At 31.8% G+C, this 26,002-nt stretch carries 16 protein-coding genes; 6 read left to right on the top strand and 10 right to left on the bottom strand.

Going from position 1 to position 26,002, the window contains the following annotated elements; translation table 11 throughout:
• Window positions 1-162: 162 nt before the first annotated feature.
• From Q0997_RS06320 to uvrA, 3 genes are all read right to left on the bottom strand, one after another.
• A complete protein-coding gene (locus tag Q0997_RS06320; RefSeq protein ID WP_299886221.1) occupies window positions 163-2,988 on the bottom strand; it encodes a metalloprotease in 2,826 nt (941 codons plus the stop codon).
• 74 nt (window positions 2,989-3,062) lie between these two features.
• Window positions 3,063-3,752 carry a TIGR00730 family Rossman fold protein gene (locus tag Q0997_RS06315; RefSeq protein ID WP_299886219.1) on the bottom strand — a complete coding sequence of 230 codons (690 nt, stop codon included), beginning with the start codon at window positions 3,750-3,752 and terminating at the stop codon, window positions 3,063-3,065.
• 55 nt (window positions 3,753-3,807) lie between these two features.
• Window positions 3,808-6,639 carry an excinuclease ABC subunit UvrA gene (gene uvrA, locus Q0997_RS06310; RefSeq protein ID WP_299886216.1) on the bottom strand — a complete coding sequence of 944 codons (2,832 nt, stop codon included), beginning with the start codon at window positions 6,637-6,639 and terminating at the stop codon, window positions 3,808-3,810.
• A 203-nt stretch (window positions 6,640-6,842) separates the two neighbouring features.
• Here uvrA and Q0997_RS06305 point away from each other — a divergent pair, with 203 nt between their 5' ends.
• A complete protein-coding gene (locus tag Q0997_RS06305; protein WP_299886213.1) occupies window positions 6,843-7,367 on the top strand; it encodes a hypothetical protein in 525 nt (174 codons plus the stop codon).
• A gap of 216 nt (window positions 7,368-7,583) precedes the next feature.
• Here the strand turns inward: Q0997_RS06305 and Q0997_RS06300 are convergent, their stop codons facing one another.
• Window positions 7,584-12,221, bottom strand: coding sequence for a fibronectin type III domain-containing protein (locus tag Q0997_RS06300; protein WP_299886210.1), 4,638 nt, complete (start codon window positions 12,219-12,221; stop codon window positions 7,584-7,586).
• A 167-nt stretch (window positions 12,222-12,388) separates the two neighbouring features.
• Window positions 12,389-13,126 carry a hypothetical protein gene (locus tag Q0997_RS06295; RefSeq protein ID WP_299886208.1) on the bottom strand — a complete coding sequence of 246 codons (738 nt, stop codon included), beginning with the start codon at window positions 13,124-13,126 and terminating at the stop codon, window positions 12,389-12,391.
• Between the two features lie 139 nt (window positions 13,127-13,265).
• Between Q0997_RS06295 and Q0997_RS06290 the strand changes: the two genes are divergently transcribed.
• Window positions 13,266-14,126, top strand: a complete 861-nt coding sequence (locus tag Q0997_RS06290) for a hypothetical protein (RefSeq protein ID WP_299886206.1) — start codon at window positions 13,266-13,268, stop codon at window positions 14,124-14,126.
• 117 nt (window positions 14,127-14,243) lie between these two features.
• Here the strand turns inward: Q0997_RS06290 and Q0997_RS06285 are convergent, their stop codons facing one another.
• From Q0997_RS06285 to Q0997_RS06275, 3 genes are read right to left on the bottom strand one after another with little or no spacing between them, the layout of a single operon-like run.
• The gene (locus tag Q0997_RS06285) at window positions 14,244-17,510 is read right to left on the bottom strand and encodes a S41 family peptidase (protein ID WP_299886203.1); all 3,267 of its coding nucleotides are present in this window, start codon (window positions 17,508-17,510) and stop codon (window positions 14,244-14,246) included.
• 41 nt (window positions 17,511-17,551) lie between these two features.
• Entirely contained in the window at window positions 17,552-19,231 is a 1,680-nt protein-coding gene (gene ggt, locus Q0997_RS06280; protein ID WP_299886200.1) for a gamma-glutamyltransferase, read from the bottom strand.
• A complete protein-coding gene (locus tag Q0997_RS06275; RefSeq protein ID WP_299886197.1) occupies window positions 19,228-19,818 on the bottom strand; it encodes an acyl carrier protein phosphodiesterase in 591 nt (196 codons plus the stop codon). The genes ggt and Q0997_RS06275 overlap by 4 nt, the downstream gene beginning before the upstream one ends.
• Window positions 19,819-19,897: 79 nt before the next feature.
• Between Q0997_RS06275 and glmM the strand changes: the two genes are divergently transcribed.
• From glmM to Q0997_RS06260, 3 genes are read left to right on the top strand one after another with little or no spacing between them, the layout of a single operon-like run.
• A complete protein-coding gene (gene glmM, locus Q0997_RS06270) occupies window positions 19,898-21,286 on the top strand; it encodes a phosphoglucosamine mutase (RefSeq protein WP_299886194.1) in 1,389 nt (462 codons plus the stop codon).
• Between the two features lie 28 nt (window positions 21,287-21,314).
• On the top strand, window positions 21,315-22,814 hold the full coding sequence (locus tag Q0997_RS06265) for an aminotransferase class V-fold PLP-dependent enzyme (RefSeq protein WP_299886191.1): 1,500 nt from the start codon (window positions 21,315-21,317) through the stop codon (window positions 22,812-22,814).
• An 18-nt stretch (window positions 22,815-22,832) separates the two neighbouring features.
• The gene (locus tag Q0997_RS06260; RefSeq protein ID WP_299886188.1) at window positions 22,833-23,666 is read left to right on the top strand and encodes a hypothetical protein; all 834 of its coding nucleotides are present in this window, start codon (window positions 22,833-22,835) and stop codon (window positions 23,664-23,666) included.
• Between the two features lie 14 nt (window positions 23,667-23,680).
• Here Q0997_RS06260 and Q0997_RS06255 read toward each other — a convergent pair whose 3' ends face one another.
• Complete coding sequence (locus tag Q0997_RS06255; RefSeq protein ID WP_299886185.1) at window positions 23,681-24,571, bottom strand: lysophospholipid acyltransferase family protein; 891 nt, start codon at window positions 24,569-24,571, stop codon at window positions 23,681-23,683.
• Window positions 24,572-24,633: 62 nt separating this feature from the next.
• Between Q0997_RS06255 and Q0997_RS06250 the strand changes: the two genes are divergently transcribed.
• Entirely contained in the window at window positions 24,634-25,281 is a 648-nt protein-coding gene (locus Q0997_RS06250; RefSeq protein ID WP_299886182.1) for a rhomboid family intramembrane serine protease, read from the top strand.
• Window positions 25,282-25,283: 2 nt separating this feature from the next.
• Here the strand turns inward: Q0997_RS06250 and Q0997_RS06245 are convergent, their stop codons facing one another.
• On the bottom strand, window positions 25,284-25,961 hold the full coding sequence (locus Q0997_RS06245; RefSeq protein WP_299886179.1) for a DUF4369 domain-containing protein: 678 nt from the start codon (window positions 25,959-25,961) through the stop codon (window positions 25,284-25,286).
• Window positions 25,962-26,002: the final 41 nt, after the last annotated feature.

The following is a 26,002-nucleotide window of genomic DNA, read 5'->3' as shown; positions in this document are numbered from 1 at the left end:
TAGCAAATTTAGCAAAAAAATGTCTGTTTTGCAACAGGGGAATATCTTAAAAAAATGATAATTTAATAGTAAAAAAGGTTTATTGTTGTGAATTATTTATTTTTTTATTCAAATAGAGAAATGTGTTGAAAATAATTCAAAGACTTTAGGGGTTCTTTTTTACTAATACCAACGTCTTGTAAATAGCTTTATTAGAGTATTTGGAGATAAGGTAATTATAAAACGAATGCTTTTATCGTATTCAGGTTGAGCAATTTCCCAACCAAGATTTGAATATACAGGTAAATACAATTCGAAATAATCTTCAACAAGATTTAAACGAATACCTGCGTCGTATACAAATTTAGGGCTAGTATTGTGGTTTTTTACAAGTCCAACATCTCCATATGCCATAATATAGCGCCATATAGTTGTACTTGTATTAACAGTAGAAATCCATTGGTTTGCGAAAGCAGGCTCTAATTGAGATTTAAAACCACCCTCGGCTAATATAAGCTGTTGGCTAGTTACGCCTTCATCTTCAGTTCTACCTATATAATCATAGTCAAATAAATAATCTGTTGGTCTGTCTAAAGCAAAGCTAAAGAAGTCGGTGTCTTGGTATGTTTTATTATATAAGAAAGAACCAATATAGGCACGTAAATTATATTGTCTGTTATTTTCGGTTAATTTTCTAAATTCTAAAGTGGCAGATATTTTACCAAAGTTTTTTGCGAGTTGTAGATCGGTTATAACTGAGCTAAAGCTTTTTAAATCAGGTTTTATAGAAGCGTAACTTGCATTAAAAACACCGTATTTTGGTTCGCCTTCCGTTTCAAATTCACCAGTTGGGTCTACTTCACGATCAATACTTAAATATCTAAAATTTAAATACTGTCTATCATTTTTTCTTAAGTCTGTTGGGTCTCTAAAAGCAAAATTTATTGAAGGCGTAAATGTTGTATAGAGTAAGTCCCTAGCATAATTGTATTGTTCTCCTCGAATAGTATATCGTGTTGTGTAGTTTCTTACATTTTCTTTTCTGTGTTTGTAACTTAAAAAAGCGCTACCAACTAATCTATTACTCCTTAAACCGTATTTTGGGCTAAATTTGTATAGGAAGTTTTTAGATAAAATAGTTTTATTATATAGTTTTAAACCAGGAGAGAAACCATCGTAAATATTATATGCAAACTCAGGCATAAAGAAAACTTGGGCCTGATCTGGATCTTCTACATCTTTAAACAATCTAAACTGTACAGGTCTGTTTAGTAACTTGTTTACTTTTTTCCAATTGTTTCGACCTTTAATTTCTGGGATGATTTTATCATAGTTTAAAGCTAATCGATCAACGTCCGATCCTTTAATTGTAATTGTCTTTTTATCCTTAAAACCGTCAACCCATTGTTTTAAAACAACGGAATCATTTTTTATAGCATAAAGAGAGACAGGCATAATATTGTCTAATTCATTTTCTAGCGTAACTACTAGTGAATCACCTTTCTTTTTAATAGTACTAATTCTATAATCTATTTTTTTACTTGTTGTTAAATAATCATCAAAAAACCAATCAATGTTTTTTGTTGTATTACGTTTTAAATACTCCTGAAACTCTGTATCATTTGTTTGTAATAAAGATTTATCTTTTATAAATGCTTTTATAGCAGTTTCAACAGTTTTACCTTCAGTATAATCATTTAAATAACGTAGGCCAACACCAGCTTTATATTTATTACCAATATTCTTATTGAATTTTAATAAAGAATCTTTAGCCATCGTTAATGGTTGGTCTAAATTAGTTCTAGCCATGTGTAAATAGGCAAAGTTATATTGCTCATTAAATTTTAAACCTGCAGCATAAAAAGATTTAAGTCCCCATATGTTTCCTAATGTTCCAGTTAATTTTGTTTCAGGGTAGTATTCGTTAACATATTTCATTAAGTAATATGTTTGTATACCATCAATAACCCATTGGTTTTTTCTTGGGTTAATTAAAACGGTATTCTCTAATGAATTACGTAGAGCTGTTTTTAAAATTTTCAATTCATATTGAAAAGTATCAGGAAACGGGCGAAGGAAATCTGGTAATAAATTTAGTCCATAAATAGGCTCTTTCTTATAATCTATATAAGTTAATAGAAGTTTTTTATGAGGATATGTGCCAATGTTTTTAGTTATAAAACCTGCTATTCTATCTGTAACAATTGCTACTTTAGTACTTTCAAGATTTTCTGTATCTATATTAGATTGAATACTAAAAAAGTCTGTTTCTACAGTATTAAAATCATTTATTCGTCTTAAAATTAATTTAGTATTTACTCTGTCTTTTCCGTTTAGTCTAGTAATTCTTCTTTTGTTAGATTCTACTGTACTAACTTCGTCTAATTCGGAAATTAAATTATATACTGGATCAAAGTTTGCCTCAATAGTTATATCGGCTTTTGGAATAAATGCGTCGTTTAAATCTTTATTACTGTAGTATTGCCATTCGCCATTAAATACAGCAGGTGTAATATACCAATAACGTAATTCAAAATCATTATAGCGAGTAAAACCATAACGGGTAAACTTATCATTAGGGACTTGAACTTTATAAGTAAGTTGTAACTTATATGAGTTGTTAGGAGCTAAAGGTTTGTTTAATGCAACTTTAATGACATCAGGATGCGCTTTAAGTCTAGAGAAAAAAGTTTCACTATTATCTTCTTTTATAGAAGTAATAACTGTAAAACCACGGTCTTCATTCTTAGCAAAATGAAACGTATTTTTAAACTCCTCAGCAAATCTTGTTGCGAGAGGAGTTGTTTTGGTAGAGTAACTGTGACTCCAATCATTGAGATATACAGTATCTAAAACAGTATTAGTTGCATTGAAATATTCAATGTTTTGCGTAATACTGATGCTTCTAGTTTCAATATCAAAATAAGCTTTAATATCGATGCTGTTTTGACTATAAGCCAAAACACTAAACATTAAGCATAGAAAATGTAATGTAAAATTCTTTCTCAAAGGATTTACAGCGCTTTTTTTACTAATAACGCAAATATTTGTTAGATATGTACACTATTAAGATAGTTTAACTTTTAAAAATTAGGACTTAAACCATATTCTTTATAGAATGCATCTAATATGCTAACAACTTCATCTTCTGTATCGACCAAGTGAATTAGATCTAAATCACCAGGGCTTACATTAGCAAATCTGTCTAACATTGTTGCTTTTATCCAATCCATAAGACCAGACCAAAAATCTGTTCCTACTAAAATAATTGGGAATTTTTCAATTTTGTTGGTTTGAATTAGAGTAATAGCTTCAAATAATTCATCTAAAGTTCCAAAACCTCCTGGCATTACTACAAATCCTTGAGAATATTTAACAAACATTACTTTTCTAACAAAGAAATAATCAAAATCTAGGCTTTTATCATTGTCGATGTATGGGTTATCGTGTTGTTCAAAAGGTAATTCTATATTTAATCCAACAGAAGTACCACCTGCTAAATGCGCTCCTTTATTTCCCGCTTCCATTATACCAGGTCCACCACCAGTAATAACTCCATATCCCGCTTCGCAAATACTTTTAGCAACACTTTCTGCTAATTTATAATATTTATGATCTGGTTTTGTTCTTGCAGATCCAAAAATAGAAACACAAGGTCCTATTTGACTCATTTTTTCAAATCCATTAACAAATTCTCCCATAATCTTGAAGATTGCCCAAGAATCATTTGTTTTATTTTCATTCCAACCTTTAGGGTGTTGTTCTTTTCTCATTATTTATAAACTTATTTTAATTTTTAATTTAATTTTTTGTCAAAAGACAAGCTTGCTAATGTAGTTCTTTTTTTAAGAATTTAGCGGTATAACTTTTTTTATGTTTTGCAACTTGTTCTGGAGTGCCTTGAGTAATGATTTCTCCGCCACCTTGACCACCTTCATATCCAATATCTATAATATGATCTACTGTTTTTATAACGTCAAGATTATGTTCTATTATAAGAACAGTATTACCTTTATCTGCTAATTTATTAAGCACAATCATAAGTACACGAATGTCTTCAAAATGCAGTCCTGTAGTTGGTTCATCTAGAATATAAAAAGTGTTTCCTGTATCTCGTTTACTTAGTTCTGTAGCTAGTTTTATGCGTTGCGCTTCTCCGCCAGATAATGTTGTGCTTTGTTGACCAAGCGTAATATAACCTAAGCCAACATCTTTAATCGTTTTTAATTTTTTAAAGATTTTGGGGATATTCTCAAAGAAATCAACACTTTCATTAATGGTCATGTTTAAAACATCACTAATACTTTTTCCTTTATATCTAATTTCTAATGTTTCCCGATTAAAACGTTTGCCTTGACAGGTTTCACATTCAACATAGACATCTGGTAGAAAATTCATTTCAATAACACGTAATCCACCACCTTTACAGGTTTCGCAACGTCCACCAGCGACATTAAAACTAAAACGTCCAGGTTTATAACCCCGAATCATGGCTTCAGGGATTTTTGCAAATAAACTTCTAATCTCGCTAAAAGTTCCAGTGTACGTTGCTGGATTACTACGAGGTGTTCTACCAATTGGTGATTGATTAATATCTATCACTTTATCACAATGTTCTAGTCCTTTAATGCTTTTATATGGCATTGGCTTTTTTACACCATTAAAATAATAAGCATTAAGGATAGGGTAGAGTGTTTCGTTAATTAATGTAGACTTGCCACTACCAGAAACACCAGTAACGCCAATCATTTTTCCTAAGGGAACTTTTAAGTTTACATTTTTTAAGTTGTTTCCTGTGCAGCCTTTTAATTCTATATGTTTTCCATTGCCTTTACGGCGTATTTTGGGAATTTCAATTTCTTTTTTACCATTAAGGTATTCGGCTGTTAAAGTACGTTCTTTTAAAAGTTGTTTTGGTGTGCCTTGACTAATAATTTCACCACCATGCTTTCCTGCTCTAGGACCAATATCTATTACATGATCTGCTCGTTCTATCATATCTTTATCATGTTCTACAACAATAACTGAATTTCCGATATCACGAAGAGAAATTAATGAATTAATTAGTTTTTCATTATCACGCTGGTGTAAACCAATACTAGGTTCATCTAAAATATAAAGTACGCCAACTAATTGAGAGCCAATTTGCGTCGCTAATCGAATACGTTGCGCTTCTCCACCAGACAGGGACTTGGAACTTCGGTTTAATGATAGATAATTAAGTCCAACATCTAATAGAAACTGAAGTCTGGTTTTAATCTCTTTTATTATCTCTTCAGCAATTTTATATTGTTTTTCAGACAAGTGATTAGTAATATCGCTAAACCATTCTGCTAAATCAACAATATCTTTATGTGCTAGTTCTGCTATATTTTTACCGTTAACTTTAAAATATAGCGATTCTTTACGTAAACGAGAACCTTCACACACAGGACATTTAATTTTGTCCATATATTCTTTAGCCCAGCGCTTAAGAGAAGTAGATTCTGCATTTTTATATTGATTATCTATAAAGTTAGCAACGCCTTCAAAATCTATTTTATAATCTCTTGTAATGCCTAATGTTTTACTTTCTACAGAGAATTTGTCATTTCCTCCATATAGAATAATCTGTTTGGCTTCCTCTGGAATATCTTTATACGCATCGGTCATTTTAAACTCAAAACGTTCAGCTATTAGCTCTAACTGCTTAAAAATCCAACTTTTCTTTTCTGGACCATGAGGTGCTAAGGCTCCATTTTTAATAGATAAAGTATCATCTGGTATAATTTTCTCTTCATTAACCTGATATAAATCACCAATACCATTACAATGGTTACATGCACCTTTAGGTGAATTAAAAGAAAAATTGTTAGGTTCTGGATTTGGATAAGAGATTCCAGAAGTTGGGCACATTAAACTACGGCTAAAATAGCGTGTGTCTTGAGTGTCTTGATCGATAATCATTAATACATCATCGCCATGATACATTGCGGTATTTATAGTCTCGTCTAAGCGCTTGTCATTTTCTATGGAATCATCAATTTTTAATCTATCAATAACTATTTCTATATCATGATTTTTGTAGCGATCTAGTTTCATGCCTTTTACTAGATCTTTTATTTCTCCATCTGTACGTACTTTTACAAAACCTTGTTTTGCAATTTGTTCAAATAATTCACGATAATGGCCTTTTCTAGAGCGAACAACAGGCGCTAAAACATTAATACGTTTACCTTTAAAATCTTGAATAATTAATTGTTTAATTTGCTCATCACTATAGCTTACCATTTTTTGACCAGTATTGTAACTATAAGCATCGCTGGCACGAGCAAATAATAAACGTAGAAAATCGTAGATTTCTGTAATAGTTCCCACCGTAGAACGAGGCGATTTACTAGTTGTTTTTTGTTCAATAGCAATTACAGGAGATAAACCGTCTATTTTATCTACATCTGGTCGTTCTAGTCCACCTAAAAATTGTCTGGCATAAGCAGAAAAGGTTTCTATATAGCGACGTTGTCCTTCTGCATAAATAGTATCGAAGGCTAATGATGATTTTCCGCTACCAGATAAACCAGTAATAACTACTAGTTTTTCACGAGGAATTGTTACATCTATATTTTTTAGATTATGTACTCTGGCACCTTGTACCTCAATGTTTTCTTCGAAATTAGTCATAGAATGGCAAAGTTGCGAAGATACGTTTTTAACCCCAAAAAATGAAGTAGATTGTATTCGGATTTTATTAAAATAAAGTTGAGTTTTAATATTATATTTTTAACTTCGATATTGATTTTTTTTATGACTTCTGTACAAACAGAGTTTTATAGTTTAATAAATAATTTTTCGTTTTTTCGGAAATACAAAAACACAAATTTTAAATGAAAATATTAGGAATAGGTTCAAGAATAAGTCACAATGAATATGGAAAAGGAGTGGTTACTAATGTTGATAATCAACAATATTGGGTAACATTTATTGATAATGGATTAGAAACAATTCCATTAGATGATGAAATAGAAGTGATAGAAGCTGCAGACGGAGATGTAGATACTGTAAGTTTTTTTGATGTTGAACAAAGTGTAATGCGTTTGCTTAAGAAGTATAGTGATGTGTCTGAAATTGTCCATATTGGAGATAAATGGAAAGGTGGGAAATTAATTTTAGAACCTGGTGATACTAACTTAAAAAGTAAAGAAATTAAAATTGACGATTTCTTTCATAAAATTACTATGGTTCGTGATCGTTTGCGTGTTATGGAACAAAAAGTAAATTCTAGTAATTTAGACGAACAAGGAAAGATAGATTTACAACAATATATAACTCGTATTTATGGGAGTTTAACCACATTTAATGTGTTGTTTAAGTTGAAAGAACAACATTTTGTAGGGCAGAAGAGTAAGTAGTAGTTTTAAATATTTTTCAGTTTAATCTAAAATAATTTTCCGAAATTCAACTTTTGATTTAATGATAGAAATATGAGAAACTTTCTTAAGTTGAATGTTTCATAAGTTTGCATCGAATTGGCTTACTTAAAAAAAAGCTATCTAAAAAGTCATAGTAGTTTGATTTTTTTAGATAGCCCTTTTATATTAAATATATTTTTTAAAATCTTAACGTATTTAGTTTTTAATCACCCAAACAGTTTCAGTAACATTGCCGACAGTTACTTTTACAAAGTATGAGCCAGATTGTAAGTGAGACATATCAATGTCGCTAGATATTCTATTTGGAGTGTTACGAATGACTTCTTGACCTAATATATTAAATACAGTAACATTTGTTATTTTAGTCTGAGCGTTTAGTATTAAGGTGTTATTTACTGGGTTAGGATAATATGAGAATACAGAGCTATTAATTAAACTTGTAGTTGCTAATGTAGACTCCGAAATTGTTAATTCAATTGGCCCAGCAACTTTAGCAACTCCAGTGTTATAAACTCTTGTGTAGTATGTAGTACCACTTGTAAGTCCTATGACATTTGTTACTCCAGTCCCAATACAAGTTATTTCATTACCAGTACAGGCATCATATATAACTACAACATCTGCATCTGTTGTTACAATAACTTCTTCAGTTACAGGGGAAACAAAGGAATACCAGATATCATCGTCTCCACCAGTAGGACCACAAGAGCCTGGACTAATACCAGAATCTGTAGCATTAATAGTATTTCCTGTAGCCATAACACCTAAAGTAAGTGCTTCTGCACTTGAGCAATCGTCATTTGCAGGAGGCGTCGGGGCACATGTAACGTCTGCGGCCCAACCTGTTTCTTGTATGCTTCCGTCAGAGAAAAACACAACAGTTAACGCTCCTGAGGCATCTGTTGATGTATAAGAATCACCAATATTTAATTCACTTGTTCCAACAGATGGAATGCCACCGTCACCACTTTCTTCACCACATAATGTTTGCGCTAAAACGGGATAAGTTGTATCTGGACCATTATAAATTGTTAAGTAATCCCAACATCCATCTTGAGATCCAGCAAAATCAGAAATTTCAATATCTACATAGGTAAATGTAAGTGTAACCGAATTACCTGTAATGTCTGGTAATATTGTTGTAGTTTCATTAGAATTAGCAGTGTAACTTCCTGTCATACCACCAGCATCTAAAAAGATGGCAGAAGTACAATCTGCTGATACAGCTAGGTACTCTGTGCTAAAATTAAAGGGCCCAGTCCATGTAGAAACACCGCCTAAGCCACAATTCGATTGCACATAATATGCATAAGCATTTTCATTTGTTAAATTAGTTATAGAAAAGGAGTTAGTTACACCAGTATGCGTAGCGTTACCAGTTACAGATTCACCTGTAGTAATATTTACTAACTCTATATTCCATAATGTAGCAATTCCTGATTCTGTCCAACCTAAAGTAGCAGAGCTACTTGTAATATTAGTAGCTGTTAATGTGGTAGGAGCAGGACATGATTCTAAAGTTGTAAATGCAAATGGTCCAGCCCAATTAGATAATCCACTAGTACCACAATCTGTTTGTACATAAAACTCGTAATTATTGTTTTGCGTTAAATTAGTAGCCATGTACGGAATAGTAGCGCTAGTTACTGTTGCTATACCTGTTGGAGTATCGCCAGCAGTAACGTTAACTAACTCAATATTCCATAGCATAGCTATACCTGCTTCTAACCAATTTAAATCAGCAGAGTTATCTGTAATATTAGAAGCTGTTAATGTTGTAGGTTCAAAACAAGGACGCTCTATAAAAGAGACATTATCTATAGCGATATCACCTCTAAAACTTCCATTACTAGTACCTCTAAAAGTTATTAAAACGGTCTGACCTGTATATGCTGTTAAATCAATTATTCGCCTTACCCAAGGTTCAGTTTCTGTAACTTGTTGTTCTCCAGAAATGGAAAACACATTATCTGTACCGTTTACAATAACATCTAAAGTTCCTATTTGAGTTCCAAACATGTGATAATCAAATACTAATGAAGGTGTAGTTAAGTCTGATAAGTCAATAAATGGTAAGTTTAATTCTGCAATATCTCCAACAGTACTATTTGAAGCTTCAATATAAAAGTAGTTTCCTGTAGTAATTGTAGGAGACGGTCCTGTTTGTGCTGAACCAGTATCGGTTCCTGGTGCAGATTCCCAAAAATAATTAGTATAAATAGCGTCTGCTAGCCAACAGTTTTCATTAGTAAAGGGATTTGTGCTTACAGTAAATGTTTCAAAATCTTCTGTATAAGGTGTAGAAAAAGGATCACATAATGTAGTGAAAAAATGAGGCCCCACCCAAGTTGATAAATCACCAGCTCCACAATTTGTCTGCACATAAAATGCGTAATCATTATTAGCTGCTAAACTTGTTTCTGTGTATTGATTATTAGTGATGTCATAAGTTGTAGCTATACCAGTTGCACTATCCCCAGCTGTTAAGTCAACTAACTCAATATTCCATAAAGTTGCGGAACTGGTTTCTGTCCAACCTAAGTTGGTAGTATTATTAGTAATATTAGTAGTTGTTAATGTAGAAGGTTTAAGGCATGTTGGAGCTTCTTCAAAAGAAACATTATCAATAGCTATATCTCCTCTAGTAGTAAATGCTACATTATTGGCTGTCGTTCTAAAAGTTATTGTTATAGTTTGACCTATGTAAGAGGATAAATCTACTATTTGATTAATCCAAGGATCAGTTTCTGTAGCTTGTTGTTGTCCAGAAATAGAAAATATATTATCTGTGCTATTTACAATAACATCTAAAGTTCCTATTTGAGTTCCAAACATATGATAATCAAATATTAATACTGGTGCGGTTGTTGCAGATAAATCAATAAAAGGTGAGTTTAATTCTGCAGTATCACCAGCAGTACTATTTAAACTTAAATTTTCAGTATAAAAATAATTTCCTGTGGTAATTGCTGGAGATGGTCCTGTTTGTGCTGAACCAGTATCTGTTCCTGGTGCAGATTCCCAAAAATGATTAGTAGGATTCGTCGTTGTACCTGCTGTCCAACAATTATATTTTTTAAAAGCTGACGGACTTGTTATAAACTGTTCAAAATTTTCTGTATATGGTATTGTAAAAGGATCACATAAAGTTTTAAAAGCAAAAGGTCCAGACCAAACTGATGGTCCGTCATTAACATTACAAATTGCTTGCACATAAAATTCATAATTGTTATCCCCTGTTAAGCCCATTGCGTTATATGAGTTAGTAACATTCGTAGCTGTAGGTACTCCTGTTGCAGTACTTCCTGCAGTTAAGTCAACTAACTCAACATTCCATGATGTTGCAGTTCCAGTTTCTGTCCAACTTAAATTTGCAGTATTATTAGAAATATTATTAGCTGTTAAAGTATTAGGAGGTGTTAGGCATATGTATGGAGGAGTAAACTGAAGTCCTACCCATGATGATAAACCATTTGCAGCACAATTTGCTTGTACTAAAAATTCATACTCGTGATTAGGAGTGACTATTGTATAATCGGCAACAAAACTTTGAGTATTGTTAATATCATAACTTGCACCAACTACAGTTCCTCCTGTAGTAATGTCAATTAACTGAAAATTCCATAGCGTAGCTACACCACCTTCTGTCCAAGACATAGTTACATTACCAAAGGCAAAACTAACGTCTAGATTAATAGGGGCTATACAGTTAGCTACTGTACTAAATGTAAATGGGCCCGACCAAGTTGAGAAATCTCCACTACCACAATCTACTTGTACATAGTATTCATAAGTATTGTTTTCGGGTAACTCAGTAAGTAATAAAGGGCTTGTAACACCCGCATTTGTTGCTATGCGCGTTTGTAAACCGCCAGCAGTGATATTTACAAGTTCTACATTCCAAAGTGTTTCGGTACTACCAGGAGTCCAAGATAAATTTGCAGAACTTGTTGTTATATTTGTAGCATCTAAATTTGTAGGTGTTGGGCAAGTAATTACTGTTGTAAATATAAATGGACCTGACCAAGTTGAAAAATCTCCAGTAGTACAATCTGCTTGAACATAAAACTCGTAAGTGCTACCAGATAACAAGCTAGTCGCTGCATACGTGTTTGTTACACTTGTGGTAGTAGCAGTACCTGTTACTGTTTCTCCGGCAGAAATATTTACTAACTCTACATTCCATGAAGTTGCAGTTCCGGTTTCTGTCCAAGATAAATTTGCAGAATTATCGGTTATATTAATAGCATTTAGAGTATTTGGCGCAGCACAAGTTATTTGTTCAATAACTTTTACATTATCTATGGCCCAATAAAAGCCAGACTCACCGCCATCATCATATATAAAACGTATTTGCATTTCAGCATTACTATGTGCTGAAATATCAATAGATTGTATATTTGGTGCAGAAAAAGCACCAATACTTTCATTATCATTTAGTAATACTTGTTGCCAGGTAACCCCATCCCATACTTCTACATATCCTACATCAGGATCATTAGGTAAAGAGGTCCTATAATATTGCTCGAATTCTAGTAAAAGGACTGTGCTGCCGGTTGTATTAAAAACAGGAGAAGTTAAAACCTCTAATAATGCAGGAGTACCCGTCCCGTTATTAAAACTGTCTACAAATGCACAATTAGATCCATTTAAAGTTGTGCTAGCATCAATATCAATAAAACCCGAAGCCCAAGTGTCACCATTAGCACCTCCTAAGTCTGTAGTGGTCCAGGCTCCTAGTCCTGTATCGAAAGTTTCATTTGGTAGGTATATTTGAGCTTGTGATGTATAGGTTAATATTAAAATTAGAAACAATAGTTTAATTTTATTCATCTTTTTAGGGCGTTTAGTTATGGTAATTAGCTTTGGCTAATTTAACATAATAACCAGTTAAGTAGTTGCTTATTTTGAGTTTTATTGAAAAAGAGGAGTTTAAAAAAAAATATAAAAAGAAGATGGTTATAGTGATTGTTATGTATGTTAGGTTTTTGAACAGGATTTTAGTTTAGATTAATTCCTTTAATATTGTTTATTTCTAATCCTAAAACCATTAATTTGTGAAATGTTGGCAATATTGCTCCAGTTTCAGTAGTTGTCCAATCATTCCATGATGCTTCTAAACCATCTATAGGTAAAAGAGACGTCCACATTTTAAAACTTTTAGGTTTTCCGTCCTTAGCAAATTGCCATAAATAAGAATCTCCAGGAGTTGAGCCTCCAGAAGTATAGGTTACAAGTAGAGCTTTTTCATTGTTATTTAAAGTCACTACACTTCGCTTTACACCTTTATCAAATACTTTGTATGGCGCAACAACCCAAAAGGAATCATTATTAAATAGATTGGTAGCTTTTTTTATGTACTTAGCTTGATCTGTTTCTATTTTTATGTCGTTTTGAAAGGCTTCACTTTTACTATTATCGTTTAAATCTAAATTGACTTTGTAATTCTTCCAGTAGACTTCACAAGTGTTTTCTGTTTTATTCCATTTAAAATGATGACGCTTTTTAAAGGTCCATTCTATATAGTCTGTGGCTTTGTAGGCGTCGTAATTTAAAGATTCTAACATGTTTTTTGCTAAAATATCTGCTTGTGCTGTTTCTTCTCCAATTGGTAAGTCTTCGTTGTATTTAAAGTATAAGAAACCAAATAGGAGTAGTGTTGGTAGTGTTATAAATATAATTGCTCCTATAATAAATTTAAATACTCTTTTTGGTGTTAGCTTCTTTCTTTTCCTCATTTTATTTTTTGATTACCAACACAAATCTACGAATTAAAGTCATGAATGTATTATTAAAACAACTTAGTAAGCATTAGATAAAATTAGAGACAAATGGAGTAATTGTTTTTATGATTTTGCATTTTAATTTTTTCTAACAATGAATAACTTTAAACTCTATTGTATTTTCGTTTTATCTCTATCCTTTTTTTGTTTCTCAATTCAAAACGCTAAAGCACAAAGTGCTTGGACAAAAAAGAAAGGGAAATTATTTTCTCAAATTTCATATTCTACCATTCCTAATTATAGTGAAATATTTAATGATAAAGATTATATAACAAGTAGAAGTATTTCAGATAACACACTTCAATTGTATGGAGAATATGGAGTAAATGATAATTTAACTTTACTAGTTAATGTTCCATTTAAATTAATAAAAACAGGAGATGCAATTGAAAACTCTACAGTACCACTTTCTATTGTTTCAACTAGAAAAAGTGGATTTGGTAATATACAAATAGGTCTAAAACATAACATATATAGAGGTAAGATGATAGTTTCTGGTCAATTAACAGTAGAAGCTAATACCTCTTTTTTCGATAAAACATCTGGTATAAGATCAGGATATGATGCTTGGACGTTTACACCAACAGTTAATGTAGGTAAAGGTTATGAAAACTACTATTTTCAAGGTTTTATAGGAGCAGATATAAGAACTAATGACTATAGTTCTAATTTTAGAATTGGAGGAGAATTTGGTTTAACTTCTATAAAAAAGACCACATTAATTGTTTTTGTTGATATTATCGAATCATTTAATAATGGAGATATAATTTTACCTCAAACATCTTTAGAAACGGCATTATATATTAATAATCAAGACTATGCTGCTTATGGTTTAAAAGGATTATATAGTTTGACAGATAACTTAGGTTTTAGTGTTGGTTTTGGAGGTGCTTTTTCGGCTAATAACGTAGCAAAGCAAGCTGCATTAAGTGCAGGTTTATTTTTTAAGATCTAAAAAATAATGAGCCCGATTCAATATCGAGCTCATTATTATAAGTTTACCTATGTTTTTAAAGGTAGTCTAAAGTAGACTTAGTAAGTATTATGTAGCCAACGACTACCTTTATACTTTTTAATTTTCTTTTTCATAACCAATAGGTCTTTTGAATTTTATAGGAGCTTTTGGTTCAGGCTTTAATTGAAATTCTTTTGTTTTAAGTAGTTTTAAAGCTTCTTCAACAGCACGTTCTAGTTGTGGGTCTCTATCATTTAAAGATTGCTTTGGATGTTGAATAACTTCTATATCAGGAGCAACACCATCACCTTCTACAGCCCAATTACCATTAATGTCATAAAAACCTCCTCTTGGAGCGACCATACTACCACCATCAATAAAACGAGGCGTATCCCAAGTACCTACTAATCCTCCCCAAGTTCTGGTTCCAATTAATGGACCTATTTTCTTTGCTTTAAACATGTACGGTAGTAAGTCTCCACCAGAGCCTGCTCGTTCATTAATAATCATCACTTTTGGTCCCCATATTCCAGCCATAGGAGTTGTCCATGGTCTATTGTCATGTGATTTACTATTAAAATAGCCAAATAATTCTCTAGACATAATGTCTATCATATAATCTGCAGCAGAACCACCACCATTGTTACGTTCATCAATAATAACGCCTTTCTTGTCTTGTTGCGAAAAATAATATCTATTGAAAGAAGCAAAGCCATTTCCAGAAGTATTTGGAACATAAACATATGCTAGTTTGCCGTTAGAAAGCTTATCTACTTTTCTACGGTTTTCCTCTACCCAATCAATATAACGTAATTGAAATTCATTAGATACAGGTTTTACTAAAATAGTTCTAGCACCAGTTTTTAAACTAGTACTGTTTACTGTAATAGTTATTTCTCTATCCGCAGTTTGCTCTAATAGTTTATAAATATTTGTTGATGCGTCTAATGACTTTCCGTTTATAGCTATAATATAATCGCCTTCTTTTACATCTTGTAAATTTAATGGTGAATATATATCAGGGTTCCAGCGTTCTCCATTAAAGATTTTTGAGATACGATAGTTATTGTTTTCAATTTTAAAATCACAACCTAATAGACCGATAGGAACACGATTAATATCTGGTAAATCTCCACCATAAACATAAGAATGACCAATTGCAATTTCACCACTCATAATATCTACAACGTAATTTAAATCTGTACGATGCCTTACGTGGTTTATCCATGGAGAGTACCAACTATACACTTCATCCCAAGGTGCTCCATGAGTATTTTTTACATAAAGAAAATCACGCATAAAGCGCCAGCCTTCTTTAAAAATTTGATGGTATTCTGCTTTTGGATCTATTTTAATTTTTAAATTGGTATTGATTGCTTTAGTTTCTGGAGTTATTGGAGCTTCAGAGTTTGTTATTTTCCAAGAACCAGATTGTTGTAATAATATATTTTTACGATCTTGAGATACTACTAATTCTGAAACACCTAATGCAAAATCTTTTGATTCGCTTTTCTCAACGTCGTATTGATGAACTTTAATGCCGTTTTCATCATCTATATTTTCAAATACATAAACAAAATTTGTTTTTGCCTTTTCTAAAGCAATATAATTGCCTTCGGGTAATTTTAATGGAATTATTCGATCAAAAATATTAGTTTTATCTACGATTGTAATTTTTACTTTTTCTTTGTTTTCATCAGAGTTTTTGTCCTTGCCCTTCTTTTTGTCTTTCTTTTTATCTTCTTTATTCGCTTCGTCTTTAACCTCTTCATCAGTTTTTGGAAGGTTTGGTGCTTTATCCTTACTATTTAAAACAATTGCATACAGACTTCTTGTTGTCTCTGGGTCATAAGAGCTCATATCTAACCAACCACTGGCTAGACCATAATTAGTACTTGCTAAAGTATAAATATATTTACCTGAAGCGTCCCAAACTGGTGTAATTGCATCTGCAATTCCGTCTGTTATTTGTATGATTTCTTTAGTCGTAATATTGTAAACATGTATGGCTTTAAAATGACTTTTACTTTGCTTACTATAAGCTATCCATTTACTGTCAGGAGACCACACAGGATTCATACTTCTATTTGGGTGTGCATAATTATCAGAGTCTACTTTGATAGATAATTTTGTTGCTAGATTAATAATCCAAATATTAAAGTCGGTATCTGTGTAAGCAATATGTTCGCCATCTGGTGACCATTCTGGTTTAAAATAAAATGTAGGGTTTGGTAATGTGATTTGTAGTTTATTTTGCCCATTTTGATCTGCAACAACTAGTTTATAATTATCACTAGCATCAGAAAACCATGCAATTTTGTCGCCTTTTGGAGACCAGATCGGATCTCTATCTGCAGTTCCAGAAGAATTAGTAATGTTTCTCCATGTTCCGTTTTCTTTAGGAACTGTAAAAATCTCACCTCTATGTTCGAAAATCGCACGTTTTCCATTTGGCGAAATATTTGGGTGAATTAAATCTGAACCTTCAATTTTTTGCCATTTAGAACGCGCAAAATTTAAATCTGCAGCAACATTTATGTTTAACTGTTTAGATGTTTTAGTATTTGGATCTAAAAGATGTAAATAGCCGCCTTGCTCATAAACAATTTTATTTTGGTTAGCGTCTAAACTTTTTACGTCAAACTTTTTGTGAAAAGTAATTTGTTGTTCTTCTTTTGTATTTGGATTGAAAGACCAAATGTTACTAGTATAATCACGTTCAGAAATATAATAGACAATATCATTTAACCAAATAGGAGTTAAATGGCGCTCCTTTGTTGGTTGAGGCGTAGTAATTAAATCTTTAGTTTCTAAATTAACAATCCAAATAGGCATGGCTTGACCACCTCTGTAATTACGCCATTCCGAATCCCAAGATGTTATAGGAGTGTACGCCATATATTTACCATCTGAAGACATTTCACCGTAAGCAGCTCTTGGTAAGTCAATATCATTTGGGAAACTATCATCAATACCTATAGTGTAAAATTTATTAGATTTTGTTGGTTTTGATGCTCTGCTAGATCTAAACAGTATTTTATTATCATTTGTCCAGCCTTGAACCGCATCAGTACTGGGGTGAAAAGTTAATCGTTTTGGCTCTCCACCTTCGCTTGGAATTACATATACGTCTGAGTTTCCATCATATTGAGCTGTGAAAGCTATATGTTTTCCATCATTAGAAAAATGTGGTTCATATTCTGCACCTTCATCACTGGTTAATCTAATTGCATTTCCACCATTTATTGGCGCTTTCCATAGATCGTTGGCGTATACAAAAACAACATGAGTATCTGATATTGTTGGTTGTCTAAGTAATTGCGTGCCTTGGGAAAAGGCAATAGAAGTAAATATAAGTGTAAGTAAAAGAAAATTGTTTTTCATGTTTTTTTGATTTGATTCTTATTTTTGATTTAATGAATAATTTAAAATCCAGCAGCAGTATCATCACCTCGTGTATCTGCTCCACCTTCTAGCTTGCCATCTGGTAAAACTAAAATACCATCTACTATACCAATAACAGGTGAGCGCTCTTCGTTTATAATGTATCCTTTTTGTTTTAGTGCTTTTATAGTTTCCTTGCTAAAACGATTTGGTTCCATTCTAATTTCGTCTGGTAGCCATTGATGATGAAAACGTGGTGCATTAACGGCTTCTTGCATAGTCATATCGAACTCGTGTACATTTAGAATGGTTTGTAATACAGAGGTTATAATTGTAGAACCGCCAGGTGTTCCAAGACTCATTAATAACTTGCCGTCTTTTTCAACTATGGTTGGTGTCATAGAACTTAACATTCGTTTTTCTGGTAGGATAGCATTTGCTTCAGCTCCAATTAAGCCATAAACATTTGGTACTCCAGGTTTACTAGAAAAATCATCCATTTCATTGTTAAAGAAAAAACCTAATTCTTCAGAGTATAGCTTTGAGCCATAACCAGAATTTAATGTAGTTGTTACGGCAATAGCATTTCCAAATTGATCTACGATTGAATAATGAGTGGTTTCATCACTTTCTACTATAGCTACAGTGCCATGGGAAATTGCTGTAGAAGGTGTTGCTTTTTCAAATGAAAAGTCACTCATTCTTTTGCTTAAATAGGCATCACTTATTAGTTTGTTTTGTGGTACATTTACAAAATCTGGATCTCCTAAATAATAACTTCTATCTGCATAAGCACGACGTTCAGCTTCTGCTAAAACTTGGATTGTTTTCACAGAATTATGTCCAAATGTATTTAAGTCATAATTCTCAACTGACTTAAGTACTTGAGCCATCGCAATTCCTCCGCTTGAAGGAGGAGACATAGATATAACTCTTAAATCATCATAGTTAAAAGTAATAGGTGTACGCCATTTTGGTTTGTAATTAGCTAAATCATTTTCAGTAATAATACCGCCATTGGCTTGAATAAATTTTGCTATTTTTTTTGCAGTTTCTCCTTTATAAAACTCATCACTACCATTTTGCATGATCGCAGTTAAGGTGTTTGCTAAGTTATTTTGAACAATAATATTATTTTCTTTCCAATCTTTAGCAAAAAGAATAGTGTCTTTATTTGTGTTAAGAAAATCTGGGCGTTTTTCAAGTAATCTGTCTTCTTGTTTTTTAGTAACAATAATACCTTTTCTAGCTAGGTCAATAACTGGTTGCATTATTTTTTCAAGCGGTAATGTTCCAAATCTTTTATGTACTTCAAAAATACCTGCAATTGTTCCAGGGACGCCAACGGCCATAGCACCTCTAGTACTCATATCTGGAATAACATTTCCAATAGAATCTAAATACATGTTTTTTGTTGCAGCTAAAGGTGCTTTTTCTCTATAATCTATGGCTCCAATATCTCCATTATTTAACCTATAGATCATAAAGCCACCACCGCCAAGATTCCCAGCATATGGATAAGCAACTGCTAGTGCTAAATCTGTAGCAAGCATAGCATCAAATACATTTCCGCCTTGTTGTAAAATTTGTTTCCCAATATTCGAAGCTTCAACTCTGGCAGAAACTACCATAGCGTTTTTAGTTATTAAACCATGTTTTGGTGCTTCTTTTTTACAGCTAATAAATGCTATAAATAAAAGAAGTGTTATTAGTTTTTTCATTGTTGTAATTCGGTTAATTTTTCGTTAGATGACTGAATTAATTCTTCAAAAAATCGAGTAAATTCATCTTCAAACTCGTTGTAAAATTCTTGAAGCTCATTGATTGCTAAATTCATTTGAGATCTATTCTTTGTACGGCGATTCATGCCATCTAAAACCTTAGCTATGCCATTAATAGAGGCGTAGCTTAATAACCAGTTGTCAGCTATCATATAGGGCATCATTTTTTGAATACGCTCTGGTAATATTTTAAAATTATCTTCTAAAATATCATAAAAATGATCAATGTATTCTTCTAAAGGAATATTAGAATAATTACTCCAGTTTTTTGCTAAAAAATGATCGTATAAAATGTCTACAATAACACCAGAATAATGGCCGTAGTTTTTGTGTAATCTTTTGGTACTTAATCTTACTGTTTTATGCGCATCTGTAAATGTGTCAATATGTCTATGGAGCAGTATACCAACTTGAATATCTTTAGGGTATTTTAAATACTTTTTACCACGGATGCCATCAGCTATAAAATTGCCAATTGTAATATTATCATTATCTCCAGAAAGATAAATGTGAGCTAGAAAATTCATAAGCCGAATTTACGAATTCAGAATAGATTTTTCCGCTTTTGAAATACTATATTTGTACTTCAATTTTAAAATACAGTTAATGACACTTATAAAATCAATTTCAGGAATTAGAGGTACAATTGGCGGAAACGTTGGCGATAATTTAACGCCAATAGATGCTGTAAAATTTGCATCTGCATATGGTACATGGTTAAAATCACAACGTAGTAAAGAAAACTATAGAGTTGTAGTTGGTCGTGATGCTAGAATTTCTGGAGAGATGATTCAAAATTTAGTCATGAATACATTAGTTGGTTTAGGGATACATGTAGTTGATTTAGGACTATCTACAACGCCAACGGTGGAGATAGCTGTGCCAATGGAGCATGCAGATGGTGGAATTATTTTAACAGCTAGTCATAACCCAAAACAATGGAATGCTCTAAAGTTATTAAATGCGAAAGGAGAGTTTTTAGATGCGGTTGAAGGAGCAAAGATTTTAGACATTGCAGAAAGTGATGCTATGCAGTTTGCGGAAGTTGATGATTTAGGAAAAATAACTAAAAATGAAGCTTATATTGATATGCATATTGATGAGGTTTTAGAATTAGAATATGTAGATAAAGCTGCTATTGAAGCTGCTAATTTTAAAGTTGTAGTCGATGGTGTAAATTCTACAGGCGGCATAGCTATTCCTTTATTGTTAGAACGATTAGGTGTGCACGCTGTAAAATTGTATTGTGAGCCTAATGGTCATTTTCCTCATAATCCAGAACCATTAAAAGAGCATTTAACTGATTTGTCTGCTGAAGTTAAAAAAGAGCGTGCAGATTTTGGAATTGTAGTAGATCCAGATGTAGATAGATTAGCGTTTATGGATGAGACAGGTGAGATGTTTGGAGAAGAGTATACTTTGGTCGCTTGTGCAGATCATGTATTAAGTAAAAACCCTGGAAATACTGTAAGTAATATGAGTTCTACTCGTGCTTTAAGAGATATTACAGAAAAACATGGGGGAACTTATGAAGCGAGCGCTGTAGGAGAAGTAAATGTAGTAGCACTAATGAAAAAGAATAATGCGGTAATAGGTGGAGAAGGTAATGGTGGTATTATATATCCTGCTTCTCATTATGGACGTGATGCTTTAGTAGGAGTGGCTCTGTTTTTAACACTTTTAGCAGAAAAGAAAATGAGTGTTAGTGCGCTTAGAAAAACGTATACTAGTTACTTTATGAGTAAAAAGAAGATTGCATTAACACCTCAAATAGATGTAGATGCTATTTTAAAAGCTATGGAAACTAAATATGCCTCTGAAAACTTAACGACTATTGATGGTGTTAAAATTGATTTTGCTGAAAATTGGGTACACTTACGTAAAAGTAATACAGAACCAATTATTAGAATATATACCGAAGCAAAATCGCAACAAATAGCAGATGATTTAGCAGATAAAATAATCTCAGAAATTAAACAAATCGCTAATATTTAGTATTTTAGCAGTATCAAAAATGGAGAATATGATTAACACAAAAGCCCCAAGAGCAAGACATTCTGAATTAGAAAAGTACTTTTTACAATTTAGAAAACATATTGTTGGTATAGATCAAGAATTTGAATCACCTTACGGTAAACAGAAAATTATCTATACAGATTGGACAGCTTCTGGACGATTATATAGACCAATTGAAGATAAAATATTAAATCAATTTGGGCCTTTTGTTGCCAATACACATACAGAAACTACCGTTTCTGGTACAGCTATGACTAATGCGTATAACAAAGCAAGGCATATTATTAAAGGACATGTTAATAGTAATGCAGATGATGTATTAATTGTAGCAGGAAATGGAATGACTAGTGTTGTGAATAAGTTTCAGCGTATTTTAGGTTTAAAAATGCCTGAGAATATAGCGCAATATGCTAATATTCCTGATGCTATTCGTCCGGTAGTTTTTGTAACACATATGGAGCATCATTCTAATCATACGTCATGGCTAGAAACAATTGCTAAGGTAGAAGTGATTCCAGCAGGAGATGATGGTTTGTTTTGTATGAAAAATTTAGAAATTCTATTAGAGAAGTATAAAGATTGTACGCTTAAAATTGCTTCTGTGATTGGTGGTAGTAATGTAACAGGAATTCAAACACCTTATCATAAAATAGCGAAAACAATGCATGAACATGGAGGTGTTTGTTTTGTGGATTTTGCTTGTTCTGCGCCGTATGTAGATATTAATATGCATCCGGAAAATGAAGACGAAGCATTAGATGCTATTTTCTTTTCTCCTCATAAATTCTTGGGTGGACCAGGAACATCTGGTGTGTTAGTATTTAATAAAAAATTATATAAAAACATGATTCCAGATTGTCCAGGTGGAGGCACTGTATCATGGACAAACCCTTGGGGAGAACATAAATATATTGATAGTATTGAAGATAGAGAAGATGGAGGTACTCCAGGCTTTTTACAAACTATTAAAACAGCTTTAGCTATTAAGCTTAAAGATCAAATGGGTGTAAAAAACATGTTGGATCGCGAACATGAATTATTACATCAAGTATTTAATAATCTAGACGACATTGATAATATTAAAATTTTAGCGCCAAATCAAAAAGATAGATTAGGTGTAGTGTCTTTTTATATTGAAGATTTACATTTTAATTTAGGTGTTAAAATATTAAATGATCGTTTTGGAATACAAACACGCGGAGGCTGTAGTTGTGCTGGAACTTATGGTCATTTCTTACTTAATGTAGATCGCGAAACTTCTAATCAATTAACTTGTGAGATAACAGCAGGTGAACTAGCTCATAAACCAGGTTGGATACGTATGTCTATTCATCCAACAACAACTTGTAATGAGATTGATTATGTCTGTGAAAGTTTAATTGCTTTAGCTGAAAATCATGAAGAATGGGCTAAAGATTATGAATACAATAAAGCTAATAATGAGTTTATACATAAAACGTTTGTGCCTAAACAAGATACTCGTGTTAGTGATTGGTTTGAGTTATAACTCAGTTAATTAAAATTCATGACAAAAAAACTGTTTATTAGCCTTGCTTTGATTGTATTAATTAGTTGTTCTCAACAACCAACACTTATAGAACAATACAAAGCTGAAATCTCTGCGCTTAAAACAGAAGAAGAAATTGATGCTTATTGGAAGAAACTACATGAAATGGACCAAAAAGCACTTGAAAAAGAAAAACAAGATGTTAGATATCATGATTCTGTTTCTATAACTCATATGCTGAGAACTGCTTTAATGTTTGAAATTCATGGAAGTAAGACATATAAATATAATAATATAGTTGCAGAGCTGCATTTTACTCATAATTACTTTGGAGTATCAAACATTGCTTTTTGGCCAATAATAAAAGAATGTGTAAAAGTAAAAGGGGAAAAGCGAGTTATACTATATCCAGCATATCAATTGGAAGGGATGGCTTTAACCTTTTATGATTATACAGTATCTAGTCAGGAATTAAAGCATAATGAGTTATTAAATACACTTAATAAAATTGAAAGTGACTCTGTTAGTAAAACTCTTTTTGAGGCTTTAAAATATCAAACAAAAATTAATAACTTAAAAGAAGTAAATGTTATAGGAAAGTGGCAAAGAGAACTTTTTAAAGATGTAATTGAAGATGGTTTTTTTGAATTTGTAAAAATGTCTGATAATTCTCTATACTATAGAAAAAACAAGAGGTTACAAAAATTAGAGTTCATAAAATCTCAAGCAGATTCTAAATTTTACCGTATAGAAAAGGAGCCTTTTGATTGGAGTTATGAATTAAAAAGTAATGGTGATTTAAGTTTATTAGATAATAAAAATGAAATTTTGATTGAGTATTCAAAATTTTAATTATTAAGAATTTCTTAAAGGAATTCTACAGGTACTTTATCACGATGTTTCCATCGTTTATGTGTCCATAAATAATATTCTGGTGCTTCATGAATTTGTTGTTCTACGAGTTTTAAAAACTGATCTGTTATTTCATAGTTCTTATACTCATTAGGATACTCAGCTAAAGTTTTAAAAGTCGTTTTATAATAGCCACGTTTTAATCTTTTAACACTAAAATAGACAACAGACATGTCTAGTTTTTTTGCTAACATTTCTGCTCCAGTATGTATAGGTACTTTTATACCCATAAATTCATTCCAGTGATGTGCTTTGTCTGGTTTTGGTGATTGATCGGAAACAAAACCGTTAATGGTTAATATACCTTTCTCTTTTAACTCAGTAAGTACAGGTATTGTTTCTTTTGTAGTAACTAAATAAGAGTTATAACGTGCTCTAATACGTTTTACTAAGGCATCAAAATATTTGTTAGATAAACGTTTGTAAACAGCATTTCCTCTTGATTTTATATAAGTTTGAAGAATGAAAATCCATTCCCAACTACCATAATGCGCGCACATTAAAATAGTACTTCTATTTTTAGCCTCAATATCATGTATAACATCAAGGTTAGTAAAAACATAGCGTTTTTTCATTTCAGCTTCAGAAATAGTCATAGACTTAATAGATTCAAAAATCATATCGCATAAATGATGATAGAATTTTCGAGTAATTTCCTCTATATCTTCGTTAGATTTTTCTGGATATACTAATCTTAAATTCTGCTTTACAACCTTTTTTCTGTACTTAAAGACACGAAATATGATAATAAAGACAAAGTCGGAAAACGCATACAATAACCTAAAAGGCAGTATGGAAATAAGCCATAAAAATGGATAAATTAGAATATATGCTAAAAGTTGCATCAATAAGTTTTAGATTTACAGCTGCAAATATATGCTATATTTAAAATAAACGTTTAGACTTAATGGATATAAATATTATAACACTTGTTATTATTGGTGCTAATGTATTAGCTTCTATAAAAGGATTTAATGATTTCTCATTTTTTGAAAAATATAAATTTAGTGTTGGCGCAATTAATAGAGGAGAAAAAATAAGAATGGTAAGCTCTGGGTTTTTGCATGTAAATCCACAACATTTATTTTTTAATATGTTTTCATTATACTTTTTTGCTCCGGTAGTAGTAAGAACATTAGGCGAAATGAATTTTTTAATTATTTATCTGGGTAGCCTTTTGTTAGGAAATATATTGTCGTACTATTTTCATAAAAATGAATACCATTATACAGCAGTAGGAGCTAGTGGAGCAGTAATGGGAATAATATATTCTGCTATATTATTACAGCCAGGTATGAGCTTGTATTTGTTTTTTATACCAATCCCAATTCCTGCATATGTATTTGGAATAGGGTATTTATTATATTCTATTTATGGAATGAAAGCAAGAAACGATAATATAGGTCATGATGCACATTTTGGTGGAGCTATAGGAGGTTATATTCTTACGCTCTTATTAGCAACTTGGCTTTTTCAATCTAGTTTTACAATGATAATTCTTTTAGCAATTCCTATCGTTATTTTATTTGTAATGAAAAGAATGGGAAAAATATAGTATTACATTTTCTCATTAATATATTTTAAAGTCTCTTTTGCAGATCTTAAGTTTTTCATTTTATCACTTAATTTTTCATAAAGTTTTAAAGCGACTTCTTTAGAGATTTGTTTATTATAAACCATTCTTTCAAGTGTGAAAACAGAAAAAGCAGAATCATTATAATCGGCTATAAATTCTTTGTTAAATCCTTTAACTACTTGCATTAAGCTGTCATAAGATGCTCTTATTCCAATGATTTCATTTCTATGCGTTAATGAATCTTTAGAACGCATTATAAGCTTTTTATTTAAGCGACTATACGCCTTAGTTTTATCTTTATATATATTTGTAATATCATTCTCTTTACTTCCAGTAATCTTTGAAGCATATATACTGTCTGCATAGATTTCAATAGTCATGTTTGCATTTTCCATTATAACTGGTAACATACCTCTTATACTATCAACTCTAAGTGCGTAGGCATCAATAAGATCTACTTTACCGTCAAAAGTGAATTTTCCGTCTTTTACTATTGCAGAATCTAATACAATTTTATTGCGTTTCTCCATTCTATATATAGTTACTTTTTTGTTATTATAGTTACTATCTATAGTTGCATCAATATGAAAATTGTCTTGTTCTTGTTGACAAGCAAACATGAATGAAATTAGAGTTAATAGGATGATCTTTTTAATCATAATAGGTTTCTGTTTTTTTCGCAAATATAAGAGATATTATC

Origin of the sequence: uncultured Lacinutrix sp., assembly GCF_947500325.1 — a bacterium.
Lineage (GTDB): Bacteria > Bacteroidota > Bacteroidia > Flavobacteriales > Flavobacteriaceae > Lacinutrix.
This window is presented reverse-complemented; position numbering and strand designations above follow the sequence as displayed.

Excerpts from the sequence above, each read along its gene's own strand:
- Q0997_RS06265 (WP_299886191.1), top strand. The coding sequence starts at position 21,315 with ATGATTAACACAAAAGCCCCAAGAGCAAGACATTCTGAATTAGAAAAG.
- Q0997_RS06250 (WP_299886182.1), top strand. The coding sequence starts at position 24,634 with ATGGATATAAATATTATAACACTTGTTATTATTGGTGCTAATGTATTA.
- uvrA (WP_299886216.1), bottom strand. The coding sequence starts at position 6,639 with ATGACTAATTTCGAAGAAAACATTGAGGTACAAGGTGCCAGAGTACAT.
- Q0997_RS06290 (WP_299886206.1), top strand. The coding sequence starts at position 13,266 with ATGAATAACTTTAAACTCTATTGTATTTTCGTTTTATCTCTATCCTTT.
- Q0997_RS06245 (WP_299886179.1), bottom strand. The coding sequence starts at position 25,961 with ATGATTAAAAAGATCATCCTATTAACTCTAATTTCATTCATGTTTGCT.
- Q0997_RS06285 (WP_299886203.1), bottom strand. The coding sequence starts at position 17,510 with ATGAAAAACAATTTTCTTTTACTTACACTTATATTTACTTCTATTGCC.
- glmM (WP_299886194.1), top strand. The coding sequence starts at position 19,898 with ATGACACTTATAAAATCAATTTCAGGAATTAGAGGTACAATTGGCGGA.
- Q0997_RS06255 (WP_299886185.1), bottom strand. The coding sequence starts at position 24,571 with ATGCAACTTTTAGCATATATTCTAATTTATCCATTTTTATGGCTTATT.
- Q0997_RS06260 (WP_299886188.1), top strand. The coding sequence starts at position 22,833 with ATGACAAAAAAACTGTTTATTAGCCTTGCTTTGATTGTATTAATTAGT.
- Q0997_RS06275 (WP_299886197.1), bottom strand. The coding sequence starts at position 19,818 with ATGAATTTTCTAGCTCACATTTATCTTTCTGGAGATAATGATAATATT.
- Q0997_RS06295 (WP_299886208.1), bottom strand. The coding sequence starts at position 13,126 with ATGAGGAAAAGAAAGAAGCTAACACCAAAAAGAGTATTTAAATTTATT.
- ggt (WP_299886200.1), bottom strand. The coding sequence starts at position 19,231 with ATGAAAAAACTAATAACACTTCTTTTATTTATAGCATTTATTAGCTGT.
- Q0997_RS06305 (WP_299886213.1), top strand. The coding sequence starts at position 6,843 with ATGAAAATATTAGGAATAGGTTCAAGAATAAGTCACAATGAATATGGA.
- Q0997_RS06300 (WP_299886210.1), bottom strand. The coding sequence starts at position 12,221 with ATGAATAAAATTAAACTATTGTTTCTAATTTTAATATTAACCTATACA.
- Q0997_RS06315 (WP_299886219.1), bottom strand. The coding sequence starts at position 3,752 with ATGAGAAAAGAACAACACCCTAAAGGTTGGAATGAAAATAAAACAAAT.